The sequence below is a fragment of the Metamycoplasma hominis ATCC 23114 genome, from assembly GCF_000085865.1.
Taxonomy (GTDB): domain Bacteria; phylum Bacillota_I; class Bacilli_A; order Mycoplasmatales; family Metamycoplasmataceae; genus Metamycoplasma; species Metamycoplasma hominis.
The window spans coordinates 232,300-253,511 of the sequence record NC_013511.1; the positions used below are offsets into that span (position 1 = coordinate 232,300).

Genomic DNA, 21,212 nt, shown 5'->3' on the forward strand with positions numbered 1-21,212 from the left:
AAAACAGGAGGGAAAATGATTATAGGTGTTAGTGGCATGATTGCTGCCGGTAAAAGTTCATTAGCTGAAAAACTTCATCGTTATTTTGAAGGTTCGCTTATGCTTCATGAATTTGAAGAAGACGACGAAGTATTTAATACATTTTTGAAATGACTTTATGAAGGGAAGCCTAATTTAACAATAGGATTTCAATCATATATAGTTGAAAATCATTCTACAAAATTTAATAAAATTAAAGAAGAATTTGAAAAAAGCAAAAAAGATCCAATTGAAGATATGATTTTTTTGGATAGATTTTCAATAGAACATTATATTTTTGCAAAATTAATTTTATCTAAAAAAGGTAAAAGATATTTAGATGCATATGATGCTTTGTTTGAAAAATTAATTAGTAAAGATGAATTGCCTGATTTTGCAATATTTTTAGATATTAATTTTGAAACATTTAAAAAGAGAATATTTACACGCGGAAGGCAAAGTGAAGTAGATAACTGAGATGAAAACTATGAATACTTCCGTAATTTACATGAAAACTATTTTAAAATTTTTAAAGAAATTGCTCAAAAATTTGGCTTAAAATATGTTGTAATTGACACAAATAACTTAACAGAAAAAGAAGTTTTTAACAAAGCTTTGGACATTATTGAGAGTGAAAAAGAAAAATGTCGCAAATAGACTATAGAATAAAAAAAGTTCTTTTTGATCAAGCAACATTAGAAAAGTGCATTAAAGAATTAGCTAATTGAGTCAATGAAACATATAAAAATTCAAAAAATTTAATCATAGTTGGTTTATTAAAAGGCTGTTTGCCATTTTTGGCGCAGTTAATTAAAGACGTAACTGTAGATTTTGTTTTGGATTGCATGATAACTAGCTCATATGACGGAAAAGATAGATCTTCGGGAAATGTCAAAATAACATTGGATTTACAAAATAATATTGCAGATAAAGATGTATTAATTGTTGAAGATATAGTAGATAGTGCTAGAACTATGACCAAAGTTGTTTCACTGCTAAAATCAAGAAATCCTAAATCATTAAAAGTTCTTACTTTACTTGATAAACCATCTGGCAGATTAGTAGAATTTAAACAAGATAATTTTGGTTTTGAAATCGGCAAAGACGACTTTGTTGTTGGCTTTGGCTTCGATTGAGAAGAAAAAATGCGTCAATTACCATACATCGGTTTATTGACGGATAAAGAAATTAATAAACACAAAAAACACTAATAATTTTTCAATGATTCTTAAGTTACAAAATTGGCAAATAACAGAAACTTCAAATCAAGATAGTGGCACTAGCATTCCTTTAGCTATTGGCTCTGCGTTTGTGGCATTTATTTTAATAGTTGCTGTAGTTATTTTTATAATAAAAAAAATAATAAATAAGCAATCAAAAACAAGAGATAATTCAACTAATAAAGAATTAAATAAAGACAATAAAAATGACGAATATAATAAAAAAATTACATTGCCTTTTTTTAATTCTGAAGACCTAAAAAGAATAGATAAATTAAATTCCTTAAAAATTGAAAAACAAATCGCTTACTTATTTGACTCGCAAAAATTTTTTAAAGAAAATTTAAATAATTTATGAGTTAAAAAATATTACGAAATTATTAAAAAATTTAAATTAGAAAAATCGCCTACAAGTAAATTTAATAAATTAAAAATCAATAAATATTACAAAAATTATCTTAATGAAGTGGGCCAATGAAATTATTGCAGACACCACATTGATGAAATAAAAATAAGTGGAGCGATTTATAGTGCTCATCCTCAAACAAAAGAATATTATAAAACTGGTGATGTTATATTGGTAACATATGAACAACACTTATTTTTACATTATTTAATTGTAATGGCAAAAACTACAATGCCAAACCACGGAATGATAGTGGGACTTAAATTTCATTTTAATGATGCTAAGAAATGTATTGAATATTGAGATAAAGTTATTCAAAAAATGTGCGAAAAATATTCAGTAAAATATGACAAAAATTGAAGTGAAAATTTAACTTAATTTAAATAGTGAGTATTCACTATTTTTTATTTTAAAAAAACTAATTTTCTAGATTTATTATAATTATTAATATAAAACATCAAAAAATATTAATTGCAATTTTAATTAATAAGAATTTTTAATTTATTGATAATTTTTAAGGAAAAACATGAAAATAAAGCTTTTTAATAAGATAATAAATGATGAAGATAAACCTAAAAAAACTCATTTAAGTTGAACAGAAAAATTTAAACTTTCGTTGCAAAAAGAAAAAGACAATTTTAAAAATTCAATTCAAAAAACAAAAGACTTTTTTTGCAATCCTAAAAAGTTTTTTAAAGATTATAAAGAAAATGTTTTGAAACCAGAATGAAAAGGATTTGTAGAAAGTTTTAAATTTGAAAATTGACCAATTGTTCAAGCAATAAAAAGACTAAAAAGCCCTAAAAATAACATTAAAAGTAAAGAAGAAAAAATTAAAATAGCAAGATGAAATTTTACTGAAGATAAAGACGAAGATCAAACAAATGATAAATAAAAATTTGCTAAAATTTTAAATTTTTTAGGTTTTAAAAAATATTTTATTGCCTAAGTTTTTTATAGCTAATTACCATATTTATAAATGTTGCATAAAATATTAAAAAAATTATTTAAAATTAATTTTTTAATAGTGATAAAATCACTATTTTTTATATTTTAAATAAAATATATTAACCTTAATTTATTATAATTATTAACATGATTGAAATTAAAAAAATATCTTATAAATATCCAGGCTCATCGAAGTTGGCGTTAGAAAATATTGATCTTAAAATTGAAGAAGGCCAATATATTGCTATTTTAGGTCATAACGGTTCGGGAAAAAGCACATTTTCTAAACTTTTATCTGCAATTTATAAACCAACATCAGGAAAAATAATAATTGATGGATTAGAAATAAATTCAGAAAATTTATTAGAAATTAGAAAAAAAATTGGAATCGTATTTCAAAATCCTGATAACCAATTTATTGGTTCAACTGTTGAAGATGATATTGCTTTTGGTCTTGAAAATAAAATGCTAAAACCTGAAGAAATGAAAACAATTATTTATAAATATGCTCAAGAAGTTGGAATGTTAGATCAGTTAGATAGAGAACCACAAAATCTATCTGGTGGTCAAAAACAACGCGTTGCAATTGCTTCAACATTAGCCCTAGATCCTAAAATAATTATTTTCGATGAAATTACTTCAATGCTAGATCCTAAAGGACGTAATGATATTTATAAAATAATTCATAATTTACACAAAAAAACTAATAAAACATTAATTTCTATCACACATGATATGGATGAAGCACTACTAGCAGATAAATTAATAGTATTTGCTGGCGGGCATGTTATTGCTCAAGGTAAACCAATAGAAATCCTAAATAACAAAGAAATTATTGAAATTGCAAAAATAGATTCTCCATTTATCTATAAACTAAGTAGTCTCTTAAATGATATTGAACCAACATATAATAGAGAGGAATTAATTAAAGAAATATGCAAATAAAAGCTTCTGAAATTACCAAAGAATACGACAAAGGATTGCCCACTTATATAAAAGTTATTGATAATGTAAGTTTAGAAATATCAGAAGGAGAAGCAATATCCATTATTGGCCCAACGGGTTCAGGGAAAACAACTCTTATTGAACATTTTAATGGTTTAATTATTCCTACAACTGGAAAAATTATCTTTAATGAGCTGCCAATAAAAATTAAAACTCCGAAACCTAGAAAACCTAACTTAAAAAAAATTAAACATGATTCAAATGAATATGAAATTGTTCTTGAAAAATGAAAAAAAGATCTAAAAGATTGAAAATTAAAGAAAAAATCCGAAAGGTTTGAGTGAGTTACAACCGATTTAGAGATTTCTAAAACCATAAGAAAAATAAAAAATATTAAGGCATTAAGAAAACAAGTGGGAGTTGTATTTCAGTTTGCTGAATATCAACTTTTTGAATCAACCATTGAAAAAGATATAATTTTTGGACCTATTTCAATGGGTGTAAGTAAAGAAGAGGCTAAGAAATTAGCACTTAAATATATTGAAATGGTTGGATTGCCTATTGATTATTTGCAAAGAAGTCCATTTAATTTATCAGGCGGTCAAAAACGTAGAGTTGCATTAGCTGGTATATTAGCAATGGAACCAAAATTTCTAGTTTTAGATGAACCAACTGCCGGGCTTGATCCACAAGGTGTCGAAGAAATGCTAAACTTATTTCACAATCTCTATTTAAATGGAAAAACGATCATTATTGTAACACATGACCTTGATAATGCTCTAAAATGAACAAATAGAACAATATTTGTAAAAGATGGAAAAATAATTAGAGACGGAAATACATATGATATTTTGTCAGACGACAATTTCTTAATAGAAAATAATTTAATTCCTACTAGATTATTATCATTTGTTAATGAATTAAAAAAGAATAATGTAGATGTAGGTAAGGTAACAAGTGTTGAAGATTTAGCTGAAAAAATTAATTATTACTTAGCCACGAAGCGCAGGGGAGGAACAAATGAATAAAACAATTATTGGTAAATATTTAAATTACGATACATTTATTCACAAAATTGATCCTCGCTTCAAATTTTTAACAAATGTTTTATTAATAATATTGCTTTTTATGGCTGATCACTTTATAACTTTGGGAATTTTAATTTTCTCAATAATGATTTTTTATTTAGTAGCCACAAAATCATTAAAATCACTATTTTCCAAGTTGCGCTTGCCACTATATATTGCAATATTTCTATTGATAATAAATATGTTTACAGTTAAAGGCGCAGTCTCTTTAAACTCGGTTTTAAGTTATGTTCCGCTTGCTTCTGATGGAAATTTAGACTCCTATGTCTATTATAGAAATGAAACAATAATTAATACAATTTATTGAGCCCCATTTGGAAGCGAAAATATATTTCAATTAACCAAATTTACAATTTATAGAACGTTATCAATATTTTTAAGAATATATGGTGTTATTTTAACAACAACAATTTTAACAGTTTCAACAAAACCAGTTTTACTAACTAGAGCAATTAATGATATTTTAATCCCCTTAAAGTTAATTAAAATTCCTACAGAAATTATAACAATGATTATTTCAATATCATTACGTTTTATCCCAACATTACTTGAAGAATCTGGTCGTATCATGAAAGCACAAGCAAGTAGAGGTATCGATTTTAAAAATGGAAATTTAAAGGATAAGACTAAATCCTTTATTGTTTTGATTGTTCCACTATTTGTTTCTTCATTTTCAAAGGCGAATGATTTGGCTGACGCAATGACATCAAGAGGTTATGAACCTTATGCTAAAAGATCTCACTATAGAGTGTTGACGCCTTGTTGAAGAGATATAATTGCTGTATTAGTCATAGCTAGTTTAACAACATTAGTTTTAGTGGCTCAACTTGACGCTGTTCCATTGCCAAAATGATGATTAGTAACATTTCAAAGAGTTTAATATGAATAGCAATAACGATATAGAAAAAATAAGAAAAGAAATTTTTGATTTGCAGGCTAAAATTAGTGCTTGAGATAATGCATATTATAATTTAGATTCGCCTGAAGTTCCAGATGAAATTTATGATGTTGAATTTAATAAATTAAAGGCGCTTGAAGAAAAATATGCCTCGTTTTTTAGTGATGAAGAATTAAAAAATTCTCCAACAAGAAAAATTAATGCATTGGCTTCCGATCTATTTAAAAAAGTAAAACATAAACGTCCGATGCTTTCATTAAATAAAGCATATTCGTTAGATGAAATTCAAAAATTTATTGATAATATAAAGAAAATTACGTCTGATTTTTCTTTTTTTATTGAGCCTAAAATTGATGGCCTTTCAATTTCTATTATTTACGAAGATGGCAAATTAGTTAGAGCAATAACAAGAGGAGATGGAATAACTGGCGAAGATGTTACGGCAAATGTTGTTCAAATGTCTTGCATCCCTAAAACTATTGAATATAAAGAATCATTAGAGGTAAGGGGGGAAGTTTATTTAGCAATATCTGATTTTGAAAAATTAAATTTAAAATTAGGGCAAGAAAATAAAAATAAACTTGCAAATCCTAGAAATGCTGCAGCAGGTACATTAAGACAATTAAATTCTCAAATTATTAAAGAACGAAATTTGTCAGCATTTTTGTATTATGTTGTAGATCCTTTGCAACACAATATTAAAACAATGCAAGAAGAACATGAATTCTTAAAAACTTATGGGTTTCCTGTTACTCATGAAGTTCAACATGCTAATACATTGCAAGATATTGAAGAATATATTAGAAACTTCAAGAATCAGAAATTATTAATAGATTATGAAACAGATGGAGTTGTTATAAAGTTAAACGAGGTTCAATATTTTGACAAGTTAGGATCAACAGCTAAGTTTCCCCATTATGCAATTGCATTTAAATATGAACCTAATGTTGAAACAACAACAATAAAAAGAATATATGCTACAGTAGGAAGAACTGGATTGGTTACATACAATGCAGAATTAGAACCTGTAGAAATTTCGGGTAGTCTTGTAAGCTTTGCAACGTTGAATAATTTCCAATACATAAAAGATTTGAATTTAAATGAAAATGATTTAGTATATATTAAAAAAGCTGGAGAGATTATTCCTTGTGTAATAGGCTTAATTTCCGGCAAAAAAGAAATTGATCATTTTCAAAAAGTAGAATTCTGCCCATATTGTCACAATAAACTTGTCGATTCAGAAACGGGATTGGAACAATTTTGCTCAAATGATCAATGCCCCGAAATACAAAGAAGAAAATTGATTCATTTTTGTTCAAAAGATGGTTTAGATATTAATACTATGGGCGAGAGAAATATTGATCTATTTTTAAAAAATTCTTTAATTTCCAACCCTATTGATATTTTTAATTTAAAGAACAAAAAACAAGATTTATTAAAATTAAATAGAATGGGTGAAAAGTCTATTGAGAATATCTTAATTTCTATTGATGAATGTAAGAATAAACCTTTATATAAAATGATTTCTGCTCTTTCAATCCCACTAATTGGAGTAAAATTAGCTAAATTCGTAGCCTCAAAAATTAAATCGTTACATAATTTATTAAATTATGATTTTTCACAATTAATTGATTATCATGAAATAGGAGATAAAATTATAAATTCTATAATTTCTTGAATATCTAATGATTTTAATAAAAAGTTAGTTGAGGACATTATTAATCTTGGATATGATTTGAAAGATGAAAATGAATCAATTACTAATTTATTGGAAAATAAATCATTTGTAATAACAGGAACATTAGGACATCCTAGGTCATATTTTGAAAGGTTAATTGAAAAAAATGGTGGTTTAATTCACTCAAGTATTTCATCTAAAACTAATTATTTATTAGCAGGTGAAAATGCCGGATCTAAATTGCAAAAGGCAAATAAATTAAATATTACTATAATAACTGAAGAAGATTTATTTAAAATGATTGGTCAATAAATAATATTCTCTTTTTATTTTAATATATGTATATATTGAAATAATATAAAAATTAATAGAATATCCTAATATTGAATTTTTTTCTACTTCAATAATCAAACAACCATAGCTCAAAGTATTTATTACTATTTCAAATATTGAAACATACATTTTTATTATAGGTTTAACTATAAAAGCAAATAAACAAAATACATAGTTAAATATTGAAATTGGTAGAAAGAATAATTGATAAAATATTCCTAAAATGTTAAATTTTGGATTAAATGAAATTACTATTGAAATAGAAGAAATATAAGGTAATATAATAAATAGAAAATTTACAAATATATTGTTTTTGTAAATTTTTTTAATGTCTAAAATTAAAAAAATAATCAATGTTATTGTAAAAGATAAAATAAAAGAATAAGAATACATGGTTCTAATATCAAAGAATATCAATAATAGTGCTGCAAAACTCAATATGTCAATGTTATTAAATTTGCCTTTAAAAATGTTTTTGCTTGCAATTTTTAATATCAAAAACAAAAACGCCCGACTTGCAGATATTGAAAAATTTAATAATTTTAGGTAAAAAAATAACATTAATATTGAAATCAAATCAACAATCAATTCCTTTGAATTCAATCATTTTAAAATTTTTGATATAAGCAAATATATTATTCCAAAATGAAATCCGCTTATTGTAAAATAGTGCATAACACTTAGCTGTTTTAATTGATCTACAAACAAATCATTAGCTTGTTGAATGTTGAATAAAACCAGTGCTAGAAATTTTTTTGTTTTATAATCATAATCTTGCAATATTGGAATTTTTTCTTGATATGCATATGCTTTTGAAACCAATTTAACATTTAACAATTCAAAATCGATTTTATTGCTCAAACTAAACATATTTTGATTTTTAATTATTGATAAAGTGCCTGACAATTCGATATTATATTTGTAAAAATTATTGAATTCTCAACTGCTCCAATTTTTAACTAAGACATTATAATATTGATATTTAATTAATATTGATTTATTAAAAAATCTCTTTATTTCAAACTTACCACAAATATTCTTTCCATTTATTTTAAATAAATCCAAATATCACAAATAATGAACTAAAAATATTAAAGGAAATACTATTGCAATTTTTATTCAATATTTTAAATTAAAAAAATTCACTGCAATTATTAATGACAACATTATTGATGATATAACAATATTAATTTTATAAATAATTAAACAATATAAGCAAAAGCTCAGCGCTACAAATAAATTTGTGTTTAAATTACTAAATGATTTTTTAATATAGTTAAAGTTTTTTCACCTACTCCTGGTAAATTTTCCAATTCCTGTCATGTTATTAAATAATCCTTAGCAATGAAGTAGCTTAAAATAATTTTTGCTATATCTTTTTTTATTCCTAAATCCTCTAATATGCCAACGTTATTGACTTCTCTAATAGAAATTGAATTATCTTTTTTAAAAGGAATATTAATTGATTGATTTTTTTCTAACTTTAAATTTAAATCAATGTTGTTTAAATCTGCACCCGTTTTAAGACGTGCTTGTTTTATTATTTCCAATAATTTAGTGCCTTTTTTAATTTCATATGAGTCAGGATACTCTATTGCGCCTGATATTCCTATTGTTATTATTTCATTTTTGTTTTTGATAAATAATTTATTGTTATTTTTTATATTTGAAATGTATTTATTAATTCCTATTGACATTAGTATTATTATTGATGCTGATGAAAATAATCCTAGTCCCAAAAAAATTTTTCGTTTATTCATTCATCCCTCCATCTTTATCTTAAATTAAAGAATTTTATTATTGATGAAAATGGGAAAAATTAGCGAAAAAACCGTTTTTGATTTTATATAAAAAAATAAAAAACGCAAAGCGTTTTTTATTATTCTCAGATTGCGTTGTGTCAAACTTCTTGGACGTCTTCATCGTCTTCTAAAAAGTCAACAAATTGTTCAATTTGGCTTGCTTTTTCTTCATCTACTTCAATTTCGGTATTTGGGATATATGTAACTTCAGCTGTTGTATAATTTTCAATTTTGAATGTTTCATCTAATGATTGTTTTACTTTTTGAAATGCTGAAGGGCTTGTAATTATTGTATAAGTTCCATCTTCATTTCTAAAATCTTCTGCTCCCGCATCTAAAACTGTCATCATGGTTTCTTCTTCACCAGAAACATTACTTGGAAATTCAATTAAACCTTTTTGATCAAAAACATATGGTATTATTCCTTGTTTTCCTAATTGACCATTGTGTTTTGAAAAGAAATGTTTGATATTTGAGCTTAAACGATTGAAATTATCTGTTAAACAACTTACAATAAAATTTACACCGCCAAATGCTGTACCTGAATATAAATAAGATTGATAGTTTGCAGCTTCTTTAGATCCTCCAGCTACTTTTGCAATAGCCTTTTCAATATTTGCTTTAGGCATACTTTTTGCCTTAGCCTTAGCAATTGCTAATTTTAGCGATGGGTTAGAGTCTGGATCTGGTCCGCCTAATGTTGCAGCAACAATAATTTCTTTTGAAAATTTTTGAAACATTTGGCTTCTTTTAGCATCAACTGCAGCCTTGTGATTTTTTGTGGTAGCTCACTTTGAGTGTCCTGACATATTTTCTCCTAAATTTGATAGATAAATATAGGATATTATACCAAAAATAACACTCTTATTTTAGTTATTTTATATAATAAGAATATGTATTTAATAAGAGGAGAAGATAGTTATTTAATAAATCAAGAATTACAAAAAATTATTGATTTAAAATTTGAAAATCAAGATGATTATTCAGTAATCACTTACAATGAATCTATTGATTTAGAACAACTATCAGATGATATATTTAACCAATCATTATTTTCTTTTAAAAAACAAGTCATAGTTTTAAAAAACATTGATTTTTTTAATTCTAAGAAAAAAAATGACAATAAAAAAATGAACGATTTTTTACAATTGCTTGAAAAAGGGCAAGATAACAATTTAATATTTATTTTGCAGGATATTAAAAAAAATGATATTTCTTTTAATCCTTCGTTGGCTTATAAAAAAATTGAATATATTTCAAAAATAATTGAAATTAAAAAACCAAGTGATAAGGATGTATATAACTATATAAAGGAATATATTTTAAAAAATGGAGGCAATATATCTTCAACTACATTACTTGATTTTTTGTCAATGTTTCCTAATGATTTACAACAAATCATTAATGAAGTAGATAAATTGCTATTGCAAAATAAAAATATTGATATGTTGTTGATCAATAATTCAAATATTATTTCTTCTGACAACATTGAATTTAATTTATCAAATTGTATTTTAAAACAAAAAAGCATTGATATTATAGAAGCAATAGATGAACAAAAGAAATATGGTAATGGTGCTAGTGAAATTCTAAGCCAAATAAGTTATTTGTTTTATCAAATTTATTGCACGTATTTGTTGATGGAAAATACTAGTGATAATGAATATATATCAAAAACTTTATCAATACATTCATATAGAATCAAGTTGTTTATGTCGTATATAAAAAGAACAAACAAGCATAAATTAAAGGAATTAATAGAGTTACTTGCTGATATAGATATAGCAATTAAATCAGGATTATTAGATGAAGAAAATGCCTTAAATAAATTTATTTTATTTTACATAGAAATATAAAGTTGGTGTTATGAAAAAAATTTCTATTTATGAACTTAATTTAAGCACTTTTAATAATAAAAAGGGTTTAAACAAGTATTTGTCAATTATTGAAAAAATTGAATATTTAAAATCATTAAATATTGATATTATAGCAATTGATGATATATTATTGAAATGCTATGAAATCAATAGAAATTATGAATTTAATGATTGATCGAATTTGCAAGATTTTAAAAAATTAGTTGAACTTTGTTTGGCAAATAACATTAAAATAATGCCAACAATCAATATTGCAAAATTAAAAAAAAGTATTATTGCAAAAAAGCATTTAATTTCTATTTATCGAAACAAAAGCAGTGAAAATGAATCAAATAAAAATGATATTGAATCTTATTTATTAACCCAAGAATTTCTAGTTCCTACCATTGAAAATATTTCAAATTTAAGCGTTTTCTTAAAAGAAATTATTAGTTTTTATAGTGTATTAGGCATTAAGGGATTTATTCTTGAAGATTTTGAATTCTTAATCAATAAAAAAACAAATAACATGAAGTCAAAATTTAGTTTTTTATTAGATATATATAGAATTATCAAACACATAAATTTTAGTTCTATGGTTATTTGAAAAACAAAGCAATATAATGATTTTTTAAACATAATTGATATTGCCAATCAAAACGATTTAATATTTTTTGATTATATTTATTTAACTCATTTATCTGACATAAATTTAAAAAATTCATGAGATTGAATTAAATTCAATAAACTAAATGTAAAAAAATTATTTGAATTGTGAAAACCTTTTTGCAATAATGAGCAATATATACTTTCTTTATCATCAAATTATAGCGGCTGGGTTGTAAACAAATACGGAGATAATTTATCATTTTATAAAGAGAGTGCGAAATCTCTATTAATGTTTTTAATGCTTGCAAAAAATTCTTATAGTTTATACAATGGCGATGAATTAGGAATTCTTGGTACTGATTCAAATAATATTTTTAATTTAAATAACATTAATTTTAACGAAGAAAAAAGATTTTATCAATCTAGGAATATTTCTAGTCAAAAATATATTGAGTCTCAAATTAAATTCAATCCAATAACACTACAAATAGAATTTCCATGGACTAATAACATTCAAAATTTAGATTTTATACAGCCAAAATTGCGTAACAAAATTAATGTTGAACAACAGTTAACCAGTAAAGATAGCACATTTAATTTTTATTCAAATTTAGTTAGAATTTTAAACAAATCTAAATATTCAATTTATTTTAAGGGTTTTCCAAAAGTTTTACTTTGCAATAATTTAATAAGTATTGAATATAGTACTAGTGAAAATAAAAAACTTTTAATTTTATTAAACTTGAATTCATTTCCAATAAAATCATATATATGAAATCAATATCTAATTCTTTCAAGTTCTTATACAAATAAATACTATTCAAGTATTCCGGAATATTTAAGCCCATATGAATGTTTAATTTTAATTAAAGATAATAATTAATTAGTTTATAATTTTTAATATATTTTATTTATTTAATAATAAAGGAGTCTTATGCAACTACAATTCGATGCATCACAAGTAGCAAAGGAACAAAAGGCGTCAACAGTTGGTTCTGCAATTGTTTATACACTTTTAGCTATAGTTTTGGCTGCCGTCTTAGCTTTTTTAATTTGAAAATTAATTAAAAATAAAGTTTTAAAGAAGAGAGCTCAAAAAGTGGAAATGCAAAAACAAAAAGAAACGTTAGCACTATTTTATCAATATATTTTAAGCTTTTATGAAGTTATAAAATTTACAAACCAAGAACTTAAAAATTTTGAAGTTTCAATAAGCACTCATCCAATGGGTGAAATTAAAGAAGGCGCTAAAAGGTTACTATATCGTTTAATTACAAGAGATGATTTTTCATATTCATTTGTTAAAAATGAACAATACAAAACCTTTGTAAAACACGCCGAATTAATAAACATTACAAATTGCAACTTATGAGATAAAAAAATACCTGAAACAATCAATTATTTTAAAGAACAATATGAATTAGTCCCTTTAGGAAAAACAAGAGATGACTATATACAATTAGTTCAAAAATCAATATCTGAAAGATTTTATAATGAAAAATAAAAGTCAAAAGAAACAAAAGATAATAGTCTCTAAATTTGGTGTTGCAAATTGATTAACAGTTTTAAGAATGTTGCTAATGATTCCTTTTATTGTTTTTCTTTCAACCTCATTTGGTTTAATTTTAAATGGTGTTCAACTTTCTTACAAAACCAATAAAGGAATAGTGCTATCCATTTTATATTGAATAAATGTTGCAATTTTTATTATTGCAATGATAACTGATTTCTTAGATGGATTTTATGCAAGAAAAACAAAAACCGTATCTTCATTTGGAAAAATATTTGATCCAATTGCAGATAAGGTCGCAACTACATTGATGTTATTATTCCTAGCAACATATAATTTTGTTTATATACCTATTGTAATTTTGTTTATTATAAGAGACATAATTGTTGATGGTACTAGAGTATATGCTATAAAGAAAAACATTGAAGTATCAGCAAATTGATTTGGTAAAATTAAAACCATTTTAGTTTCATTAGCGTTAGTAGTGATTTCAATAGGAGTTCCTTTTATATCAGATAAATCAGATTATAAATATATACTATTTTATTTCAATATACCTTTAATAATAGGACTATTATTAGCGTGAATTAGCGGCATTATCTATATTATTAAATATACAAAAGGAATTAATAAAGAATTGCTTCAATCATATACAAAAAATGATTCAGATGCAACAAATAAAAATAATCAAGATCAAATTAATAATAATAATAATAAATCAAATCAAGATTCTAGCCCATCGCCTAATTGCTAATTTCAAATAAAATTTAAAATGTAACTCAATTGTTACATTTTTTATATTCTTTTCAATAAAATCTCTCAATTATTATTGATTAAATTTATAATTTAATTAAAATACGTTTAAAAAATTTATAATTCTAAATATATTTTAAATGCGAGGTACTTGCAATGAAATCAAAGAAAATAAACTTATTAAAATTATTATTAACATCGTCAGTTGCAATTTCGTGTGCAATATTACCTGTTTCTTGTTCTTTATTATCTAATGATAATGATAAAAAAATAACAATAAAGAATTATGAATTTAATAATTTATCAAGTGAATACACAATTGAATCTAAAAAATTAAATTTATCATTTGTTAATGATGGCAATGTTCCATATGTTAATTTACTACAAATGATAAATTCATTAGATGGATTTTTTGATAAAAACTATATAAATTTTTCGACAAATATTTTATTCTCTGAATTAAAAATTACAACTAAATTCGGATATATTTCATTTAACTGAAAAACAAATAAAATTACTATGCCAAACACTTATTATGAATATATAACAAAAAGCCCAGGAAAGACTAATTTCAACAAATATTTGAAATCCAAATCATATTATTCAAAAGATTTTAATAAAAATACAATTGTTATAGATTTAAAAAAATATAATTTTGACATTTTATATCATAACGGTAATGTTTTGCTGCCATTAGCAATATTTAATTTGTTATTTTGCTCAACTAATTATTACAATTTGTATTTCAATGGTAACAAAATCTATGGGTGCGATTTTGACATAAAATCTAATGTGCAAGAAATTCCTCAAATTAGAAATGGCAAATTTCAAAACTCACTTATTCCCAATGATATAGTTGAAGCAAAATTTAACTTCACTGCTTTACTAATTGATTATTTTTACGGCCTTAAAGAAAATAATAATATTAATAGTTTTTATTCTACAATTTCAAATGAACAAAAGCAAAGAATGCTTAGTCAAAATCCAGTTATTTCAACAAAGGAATATATAAAATATTTATACAATTTAAATGATTTACACACTTGAGTTTCAATGCCTTCATTTTATAATCGCAAGGATTCTAGCATTGCAAAAGATTTCTATGAATATACCACAAATAAAAGAGAAAGAATTTATCAATCTACAATAAAATATTTAAAAAATAATAAATTAAATAATTGAGTAATTCAAACAAGCAAAGAAAACAGAGAATTATTCGAAAAATATGGTGTTAGATTCATTTCGAACAATACCGCAGTAATTTCATTTAACTCATTTAAAACCTTTCAAAATTTAAATGATAATTCTACTAATAAAGGATTTAGTGAAGACACATATTTGGGGTTTGCTAATGCTATGAAATTAATCAAGAAAAACCTAAGAAATATGAAAATAAAAAACATTATTGTAGATTTATCAACCAATGGTGGTGGCGATATGGGTGCTATGCAAAGGGGGTTGGGTTTTATCACAGATGAACCAATATTAAACAAAACATATAATCGTTTAAATGAAGAAATAAATATTAGATCTGTTGAAGTTGATACAGATGGCGATGGAAATTACAAAAATGATGCTTATTCTGAATACAATTGATATCTTTTAACTGGAGTAAACACTTTTAGTGCTGCAAATACCTTTACTTCAATTTTTAAAGAAATGAAATTAGGCAAGATAATAGGACAAAAAACAGGCGGCGGTGCAGCATCAATTTTACCTGTTGTGTTGCCGGATGGAACTTCAATAGTAATAAGTTCTAATAATTTATCTGTAACTATGAAAAATAATACAATTAAATCTATTGAAGGTGGAATAGAACCTGATATTTACTTAGAATACAAAGATTTTTATAATGATCAAAAATTATTAGAAATAATAAAAAATAAATAAATCAATACTTATCATCATTTTTATGTAAATTGAAATTCATATTGTTCAATGTTTAAAAATATTCAACAAAAACAAGATAAGAGTTTTTAAACAATTATCTTGTTTTTGTATGAGAATATACAACAAAAAAATAACTAAAATAGAAATGTATATTTCACAGTAAATAAATTTTTCAAATTAATCAACCTTGTTGAATTTAAAACATCAAACCTGCCTAAAACATTGAGTCAATTACCAAACTTTAATTTTTTCTAATTTCTTAAAAAATCAAAAATGGAATTTTTAACAGGCTATTGCAATTTCAAAATGCTTTTTAGGTACAACGCATTTTTAGTAATATAAAAATGAATTTCATTAATATAAACAATTAGATAATAATTAAAATAAAAAACCTTTCATAATAATTTTATCTATTAAGAAAGGTTTTTTATAATTACTAATTTTTAATAATTAATGTTAGCAATAATTTTTATTTAGCACTTTTTTTAGCATTATTTATTGCTTTAAAAACTTTTGGCAGTTGAGACATTAAAACATTTTTTAAATCTTTACTATAAATATTTGTGATTAGTTGCTTAAATATCAATATTATTCCTTTAAATTCATTAAAAATAATTTCATATTCTTGTTTTGTTATTTTCTTTAAATCTGCCATATCATTTAATTTCTTTTTTAAATCATTGCCGGATGGATCAGAATATTTTGGCTCTATAAATTTTTCTAGATCAAATAATATAGATCATCCTCCACCAAATATCAATACCATCTTTCCTCCACCTTTTTTATCATATTGTGGTTGTGGTTGTTTTGGATCTTGATTGTGGAATAAATAATCAAATTTAAGATTGCAAAAGTAATCTAAAATATATTCTAAATGTTCTATTAACATGCTTTTTAATTCATTATATTTGCTATCATTTGTTTTTAAAAATTCATGTTTTTCTTTAAAGCTATTCAATATTGGAGTTAAATATTCAATAAAAACATTAGTTCCATTTTTAAATTCTTTGAACATTTTTATAGCTCAGGCTCCAACTGTTTTTGATAAAACTCAGTCTCGTGTCAAATTTTTTAAACCTTTAGAAACCTTATCGTCAATGCCTAATTCTAATAATACATTTAACATTTCATCATTGGTGTTAATAATTAAATTAATTAAAATGTTGTAAAGCTTTTTAATAGATTCTTTATTAGAATTAAATTGACCAAATACATTAATTGCTTTATTTGCTAGTTCAAATAACGTTTTTTGTATTTCTTCGTTAAACTTTTTATATTGTTCAATTATTGTTTTAATTACGTTTGGATGAGCGGGTTGTTTTTTTGCGTTTTTTCTTGCTTCATTAATCTTTTTTTCAATATTTGTTTCAATATTTAATTTAACATTTTCTAGATATTTTTTAAATTCCTTTGATTCTTTTACATCCGATTCTAAATTTTTAGTTATTTCGCTTATATCCTTAGCAAATCCATCAAATTCAAATGTTCTTGATTTAGTAGATTCTATTGGATTTTTACTATATTCATTCAATAAACTTTTCTTCGTTTTTAACTTAATTTTATAAGTTAATTTTCCTAATGTTTTATCATATTCAACTGCTTCTATTTCACAGATATCTGCAAAATCATTATCTTTTAGATTAAATTTATAATCATTAATTGTAATATCTTTAACATCAATAGATTGCTTTTCAAAATCATTATTTTTAGTGAATTCCATTGTAAGTTTATCCAATAAATCGTCAAGCCTTTTTGGTTCATTTTTTAATTCTTGTTTTATTTTTTCAATGCTTGCTTTGACATTGAAACCTGATTTAGTAAAAGTTTTTATTTCACTATAATCATCTAATTTGAATGTTATTTGTATATTTATAGCATCTTCTTTTTCGCTTGCCAATAGTTTATAATCCTTTTGAATTTTATAATCATCAATGATAAACGATTTTTCTGCGCTACCAAAATCAATTTTTTCTCTAAAAAAGAAATTGTAGCCTTTTTCTATTGATTCATCTATTGTCATTGATTTTGCTAATTCTTTTTTGTTGTCATCTTTAAAATCAAAATTAAACTTATTTGCAAAATTTATTAAATTTCGTTTATTCATAATATTAGCAATAGAAATTTCACCCGAGAATTTTTTAGAAAGTTTAGCATTTGCTGATTTTATCTTTAAAATAAATTCATATTTTACAGTAGTATTTGCTCATTTTTTTAGCGACACAATAGCGTTTGTGCTTTCTTGATTCAATTCGATAATTGAGTTTTGATTTAGAAAATCAGAAATACCTAACAACTTAGCAATTTCTTGTTTATTATTAACAATTTTATTATTAAAATCCGCTTCAGTATAAACGCCATCAGTTACATAAGTTGATTCTTTTGAAATGCTTAAGTTATTAATTAAATTAAATGTGTAATTTTCATCGCTTAAGAAATTGAATGTAACTGTCTTTTTGTTTGATTCTTTTGTTCCGTGTTTAAATGTTTTATTCAATAACGAAAAGGTTATTTCTAATTTTCCATTGGCATTGGCCTTGATTTTTGAAATATTTAATTCCAAGCCTGCTAGTTCATTACTTTTTTGCTTGTTTAATTCAAAGTCATTTTTTGAAATCATTGAAGATTTTTTAGATGTTAAATATTCATTATTTTTTAAAGATATAATATTTTCTTGTTCAACTAATGTATCCAATCTTTTTTGTTCAATATTGATTTCATTTTGCTTTTTAGTTAAGAAATTCGTAATTTTTTTTGAAATTCTTGATTCAGAAACAATAAAGGTTTTAAATTTTTCTTCTTTAACTTTTATTGTTCAGCTTACTGACAAAATTCCTTGATCATCATCTGCGATAATTGATGGATTTCCTTCAATAATATATTTTGAATCGCTTATATTTAGATGAATTTCTTTACCTTCAACATTTGAAGGCAATATATTTGACTTATCATTTTCTTTATCAAAAACTACATTTGCTTCTATCTTATCATCGCTAATTAATTTATTCAACTCTTGCTTACAAGCTTTTAAGTATTGTTCTTTTGTATAAAAACCTGTCAATGTTATAGTTTGTTCATCTGATTTTAAATCTTTATATTGCTTTTCGTTTGTTTTAACAACAAATTTAATTTTTAAGTTTCCTTTATCATCATTTGATTCGCTTATTTCTAAAATTTCAATATAAAAATCATTACTAATTTTTGTTTCAAAATCGTTTATTTGAACATCAGAAGCAAATGTTTTGGCAATGTTTTTTGAAGAAATTAATATTAACGTTGTTGTTTCTTTGGCAACTTTATTTAAAGATTCTATTTTTTCGTTTTTATCCATTGTTTTAGTTTTATAACCACTTAATTCAACTTCAATAAGTTTGCTTGATTCACAATATTCATTAATTTGTTTGTTTAATTGTTTGATTGCTAATCTTATACTTAATTTTCCACTTTCATCGTTTGGAATTAATTGCTTTACAACAACTTCAATATTCTTAAAATGATTATTTGGCTTTAAAATTTCAATATTTAAATCTGATTGTTTGATTGAAGATGCAAATCTTTTAATAGCAGTTTCAGGTTTCTTATCGCTTACTTTAATATTTAAATTTCCTATTTGGTCATTTAAATAAGCAATTGTTTCATTTCTTTGGTTATTAATAAATTGTGCATTTGTTAAAAAATCTGTCAATTTTACTGTTTTAATTTCTGTTTTTAAATCGCTGAATTTTGGATTAGTACTTTTTAAATAAAAACTAATTAACAATGTTCCTTCTTCGTCATTGGCTTGCATTTTTTCAATAACTAACATTGCTCCATCAATATTTTTTTTATTGAAATCAATATTTTTGATTTCTGAAGGTTTTTTGTTATGCTTTTCAGGTGCCAAAAATTCGTTCAAATCAATTGAATTAACTAAATTAGAAAGTTTCTTTGATGTTTCTTGTCTTTCTATGTTGAGTAATGTATTAAATCCCTCAAATTTTTTAGTAACAATATTTGATTTTAGATTCTTTTTATTGTCATTGTATCAATAGCTAATAGTTAATTCACCTTTTTGATCGTCGTAACTAAATTTTTTTTGCAATTCATATTCATTATTTAGATTATCGAATTTGAAATTGCTTAAATTTTGAATATATTGAGATGGCAATATTGTATTTATATTTTTTTCATTTATTGATAAATTAACTTTATCAACCGCGATATTAAGATTTTTTAAAAATGATTTAAAGCCCGTAATTTTGGTTGTATAAACCTTTGATTTAATTCAATATGAGGCGCCAGTTTTCTTATCAATATATTGTTTTTCAAAATAATAATTTAATTTAACTTCCCCATTTATATCATCAAAAATTAATTCACCATTGCTTCTTAAATAAGCTGAATTTAGTTTTTTAGACGTTTCAAAATCACTTCAATTCAATGTTGAAGCATATGTTTCTGATTTATTAATTTGTTTCTTTAATTTTAAAGATATCTCATTTCCTAACTTATTTAAAGTGTTAGCTTCTTTTTGCATATTAGCTATATTATTCAATGAATTAAAACCATAAAACGTTTTTGAAATAATTTTTGATTTTATATCTTTGTCTTTTTGTACATAATAATATTTAACTTCTATTTTGCCTTGTTCATCATTTGCAATATATTCAGTTTTTAATTCATATTGGGAATCGATGTTTTTAAATGAAAAATTGCTTTGCAATTTAATATATTGCGAAGGCAAAAAGTCTTTTTTATTAAATTCATTTATTTCTAGATTAACTTGTTCAATTGACGAATTTAATGGAGCGACCAACGCTTTAAATCCTGTATATTTTTGAGAAAATGTATTTGATTTTATTAACAGCGGTTGTCTTGTTTTGGAATCGATTATTGATTTTGTAAAATAATAATTTATAATAACATTTCCGTTTACATCATCTGCAATAATATTAGAGATTTCAAACGATATTTCTTTATCAAGATTATTGACATAAAAATTTGATAAATTAATTTCACTTGGAAGTATCTTATCCTGTTTAATAGAAAGTTTCAAATTTGGTTTAATATTTCTTGTTTGTTCTTTTAATTTCGTTGTTTCAGTTTCTTTATCTTGCGTCTTGTTGCAGGCTGATGAAATGACTCCTGATACAAGTAAAATTGCAGTAGCACTTAAAATGGAAATGCTTTTGATTTTTGTATTCTTTTTCATATCTATTTTTAATATTTCTTTCTTTTTTAATTAGATAAAAAAAACATAAATGGAAGACTCCCATTTATGC

General features: G+C 23.9%; 17 protein-coding genes. 13 read left to right on the top strand and 4 right to left on the bottom strand.

Going from position 1 to position 21,212, the window contains the following annotated elements:
* The first annotated feature begins 15 nt into the window (after nucleotides 1-15).
* The 8 genes from MHO_RS01100 (at nucleotide 16) to ligA (ending at nucleotide 7,513) form a co-directional block, all read left to right on the top strand.
* Nucleotides 16-675 (top strand): deoxynucleoside kinase, encoded by a 660-nt coding sequence (locus MHO_RS01100; protein ID WP_012855470.1) that lies wholly within the window; start codon nucleotides 16-18, stop codon nucleotides 673-675.
* Nucleotides 663-1,229 (top strand): hypoxanthine phosphoribosyltransferase, encoded by a 567-nt coding sequence (hpt, locus tag MHO_RS01105; RefSeq protein WP_012855471.1) that lies wholly within the window; start codon nucleotides 663-665, stop codon nucleotides 1,227-1,229. Before MHO_RS01100 ends, hpt begins: the two co-directional genes overlap by 13 nt.
* A 10-nt stretch (nucleotides 1,230-1,239) precedes the next feature.
* The gene (locus MHO_RS05385; RefSeq protein WP_012855472.1) at nucleotides 1,240-2,022 is read left to right on the top strand and encodes a hypothetical protein; all 783 of its coding nucleotides are present in this window, start codon (nucleotides 1,240-1,242) and stop codon (nucleotides 2,020-2,022) included.
* 148 nt (nucleotides 2,023-2,170) lie between these two features.
* A complete protein-coding gene (locus MHO_RS05390; protein WP_012855473.1) occupies nucleotides 2,171-2,539 on the top strand; it encodes a hypothetical protein in 369 nt (122 codons plus the stop codon).
* Between the two features lie 200 nt (nucleotides 2,540-2,739).
* Nucleotides 2,740-3,537: an energy-coupling factor transporter ATPase gene (locus MHO_RS01120; protein ID WP_012855474.1), complete on the top strand. Its 798-nt coding sequence runs from the start codon at nucleotides 2,740-2,742 to the stop codon at nucleotides 3,535-3,537.
* Complete coding sequence (locus MHO_RS01125; RefSeq protein WP_012855475.1) at nucleotides 3,528-4,565, top strand: ATP-binding cassette domain-containing protein; 1,038 nt, start codon at nucleotides 3,528-3,530, stop codon at nucleotides 4,563-4,565. Before MHO_RS01120 ends, MHO_RS01125 begins: the two co-directional genes overlap by 10 nt.
* The gene (locus MHO_RS01130; protein ID WP_012855476.1) at nucleotides 4,558-5,505 is read left to right on the top strand and encodes an energy-coupling factor transporter transmembrane component T family protein; all 948 of its coding nucleotides are present in this window, start codon (nucleotides 4,558-4,560) and stop codon (nucleotides 5,503-5,505) included. The genes MHO_RS01125 and MHO_RS01130 overlap by 8 nt, the downstream gene beginning before the upstream one ends.
* A 1-nt stretch (nucleotide 5,506) precedes the next feature.
* Complete coding sequence (ligA, locus tag MHO_RS01135; RefSeq protein WP_012855477.1) at nucleotides 5,507-7,513, top strand: NAD-dependent DNA ligase LigA; 2,007 nt, start codon at nucleotides 5,507-5,509, stop codon at nucleotides 7,511-7,513.
* Here ligA and MHO_RS01140 read toward each other — a convergent pair.
* The 3 genes from MHO_RS01140 to MHO_RS01150 all read right to left on the bottom strand — a co-directional run bounded on the left by MHO_RS01140 (nucleotide 7,490) and on the right by MHO_RS01150 (nucleotide 10,145).
* Complete coding sequence (locus MHO_RS01140) at nucleotides 7,490-8,857, bottom strand: MAG0480 family ComEC-like protein (RefSeq protein WP_012855478.1); 1,368 nt, start codon at nucleotides 8,855-8,857, stop codon at nucleotides 7,490-7,492. The genes ligA and MHO_RS01140 overlap by 24 nt on opposite strands.
* On the bottom strand, nucleotides 8,782-9,294 hold the full coding sequence (locus MHO_RS01145; RefSeq protein ID WP_012855479.1) for an MAG0490 family ComEA-like DNA-binding protein: 513 nt from the start codon (nucleotides 9,292-9,294) through the stop codon (nucleotides 8,782-8,784). Before MHO_RS01145 ends, MHO_RS01140 begins: the two co-directional genes overlap by 76 nt.
* Nucleotides 9,295-9,413: 119 nt before the next feature.
* On the bottom strand, nucleotides 9,414-10,145 hold the full coding sequence (locus tag MHO_RS01150) for a YebC/PmpR family DNA-binding transcriptional regulator (RefSeq protein WP_012855480.1): 732 nt from the start codon (nucleotides 10,143-10,145) through the stop codon (nucleotides 9,414-9,416).
* 84 nt (nucleotides 10,146-10,229) lie between these two features.
* Between MHO_RS01150 and holA the strand changes: the two genes are divergently transcribed.
* The 5 genes from holA (at nucleotide 10,230) to MHO_RS05410 (ending at nucleotide 15,954) form a co-directional block, all read left to right on the top strand.
* A complete protein-coding gene (gene holA / locus MHO_RS01155) occupies nucleotides 10,230-11,192 on the top strand; it encodes a DNA polymerase III subunit delta (RefSeq protein ID WP_012855481.1) in 963 nt (320 codons plus the stop codon).
* Between the two features lie 10 nt (nucleotides 11,193-11,202).
* The gene (locus MHO_RS05395) at nucleotides 11,203-12,684 is read left to right on the top strand and encodes an alpha-amylase family glycosyl hydrolase (protein WP_012855482.1); all 1,482 of its coding nucleotides are present in this window, start codon (nucleotides 11,203-11,205) and stop codon (nucleotides 12,682-12,684) included.
* A 51-nt stretch (nucleotides 12,685-12,735) separates the two neighbouring features.
* Nucleotides 12,736-13,305, top strand: coding sequence for an MHJ_0274 family protein (locus tag MHO_RS05400; protein ID WP_012855483.1), 570 nt, complete (start codon nucleotides 12,736-12,738; stop codon nucleotides 13,303-13,305).
* A complete protein-coding gene (gene pgsA, locus MHO_RS05405) occupies nucleotides 13,295-14,065 on the top strand; it encodes a CDP-diacylglycerol--glycerol-3-phosphate 3-phosphatidyltransferase (protein WP_012855484.1) in 771 nt (256 codons plus the stop codon). Before MHO_RS05400 ends, pgsA begins: the two co-directional genes overlap by 11 nt.
* A gap of 155 nt (nucleotides 14,066-14,220) precedes the next feature.
* The gene (locus MHO_RS05410; protein ID WP_012855485.1) at nucleotides 14,221-15,954 is read left to right on the top strand and encodes a S41 family peptidase; all 1,734 of its coding nucleotides are present in this window, start codon (nucleotides 14,221-14,223) and stop codon (nucleotides 15,952-15,954) included.
* 469 nt (nucleotides 15,955-16,423) lie between these two features.
* On the opposite strand, the gene MHO_RS01180 is transcribed toward MHO_RS05410, so the two are convergent.
* A complete protein-coding gene (locus MHO_RS01180; RefSeq protein ID WP_012855486.1) occupies nucleotides 16,424-21,142 on the bottom strand; it encodes a lipoprotein 17-related variable surface protein in 4,719 nt (1,572 codons plus the stop codon).
* Nucleotides 21,143-21,212: the final 70 nt, after the last annotated feature.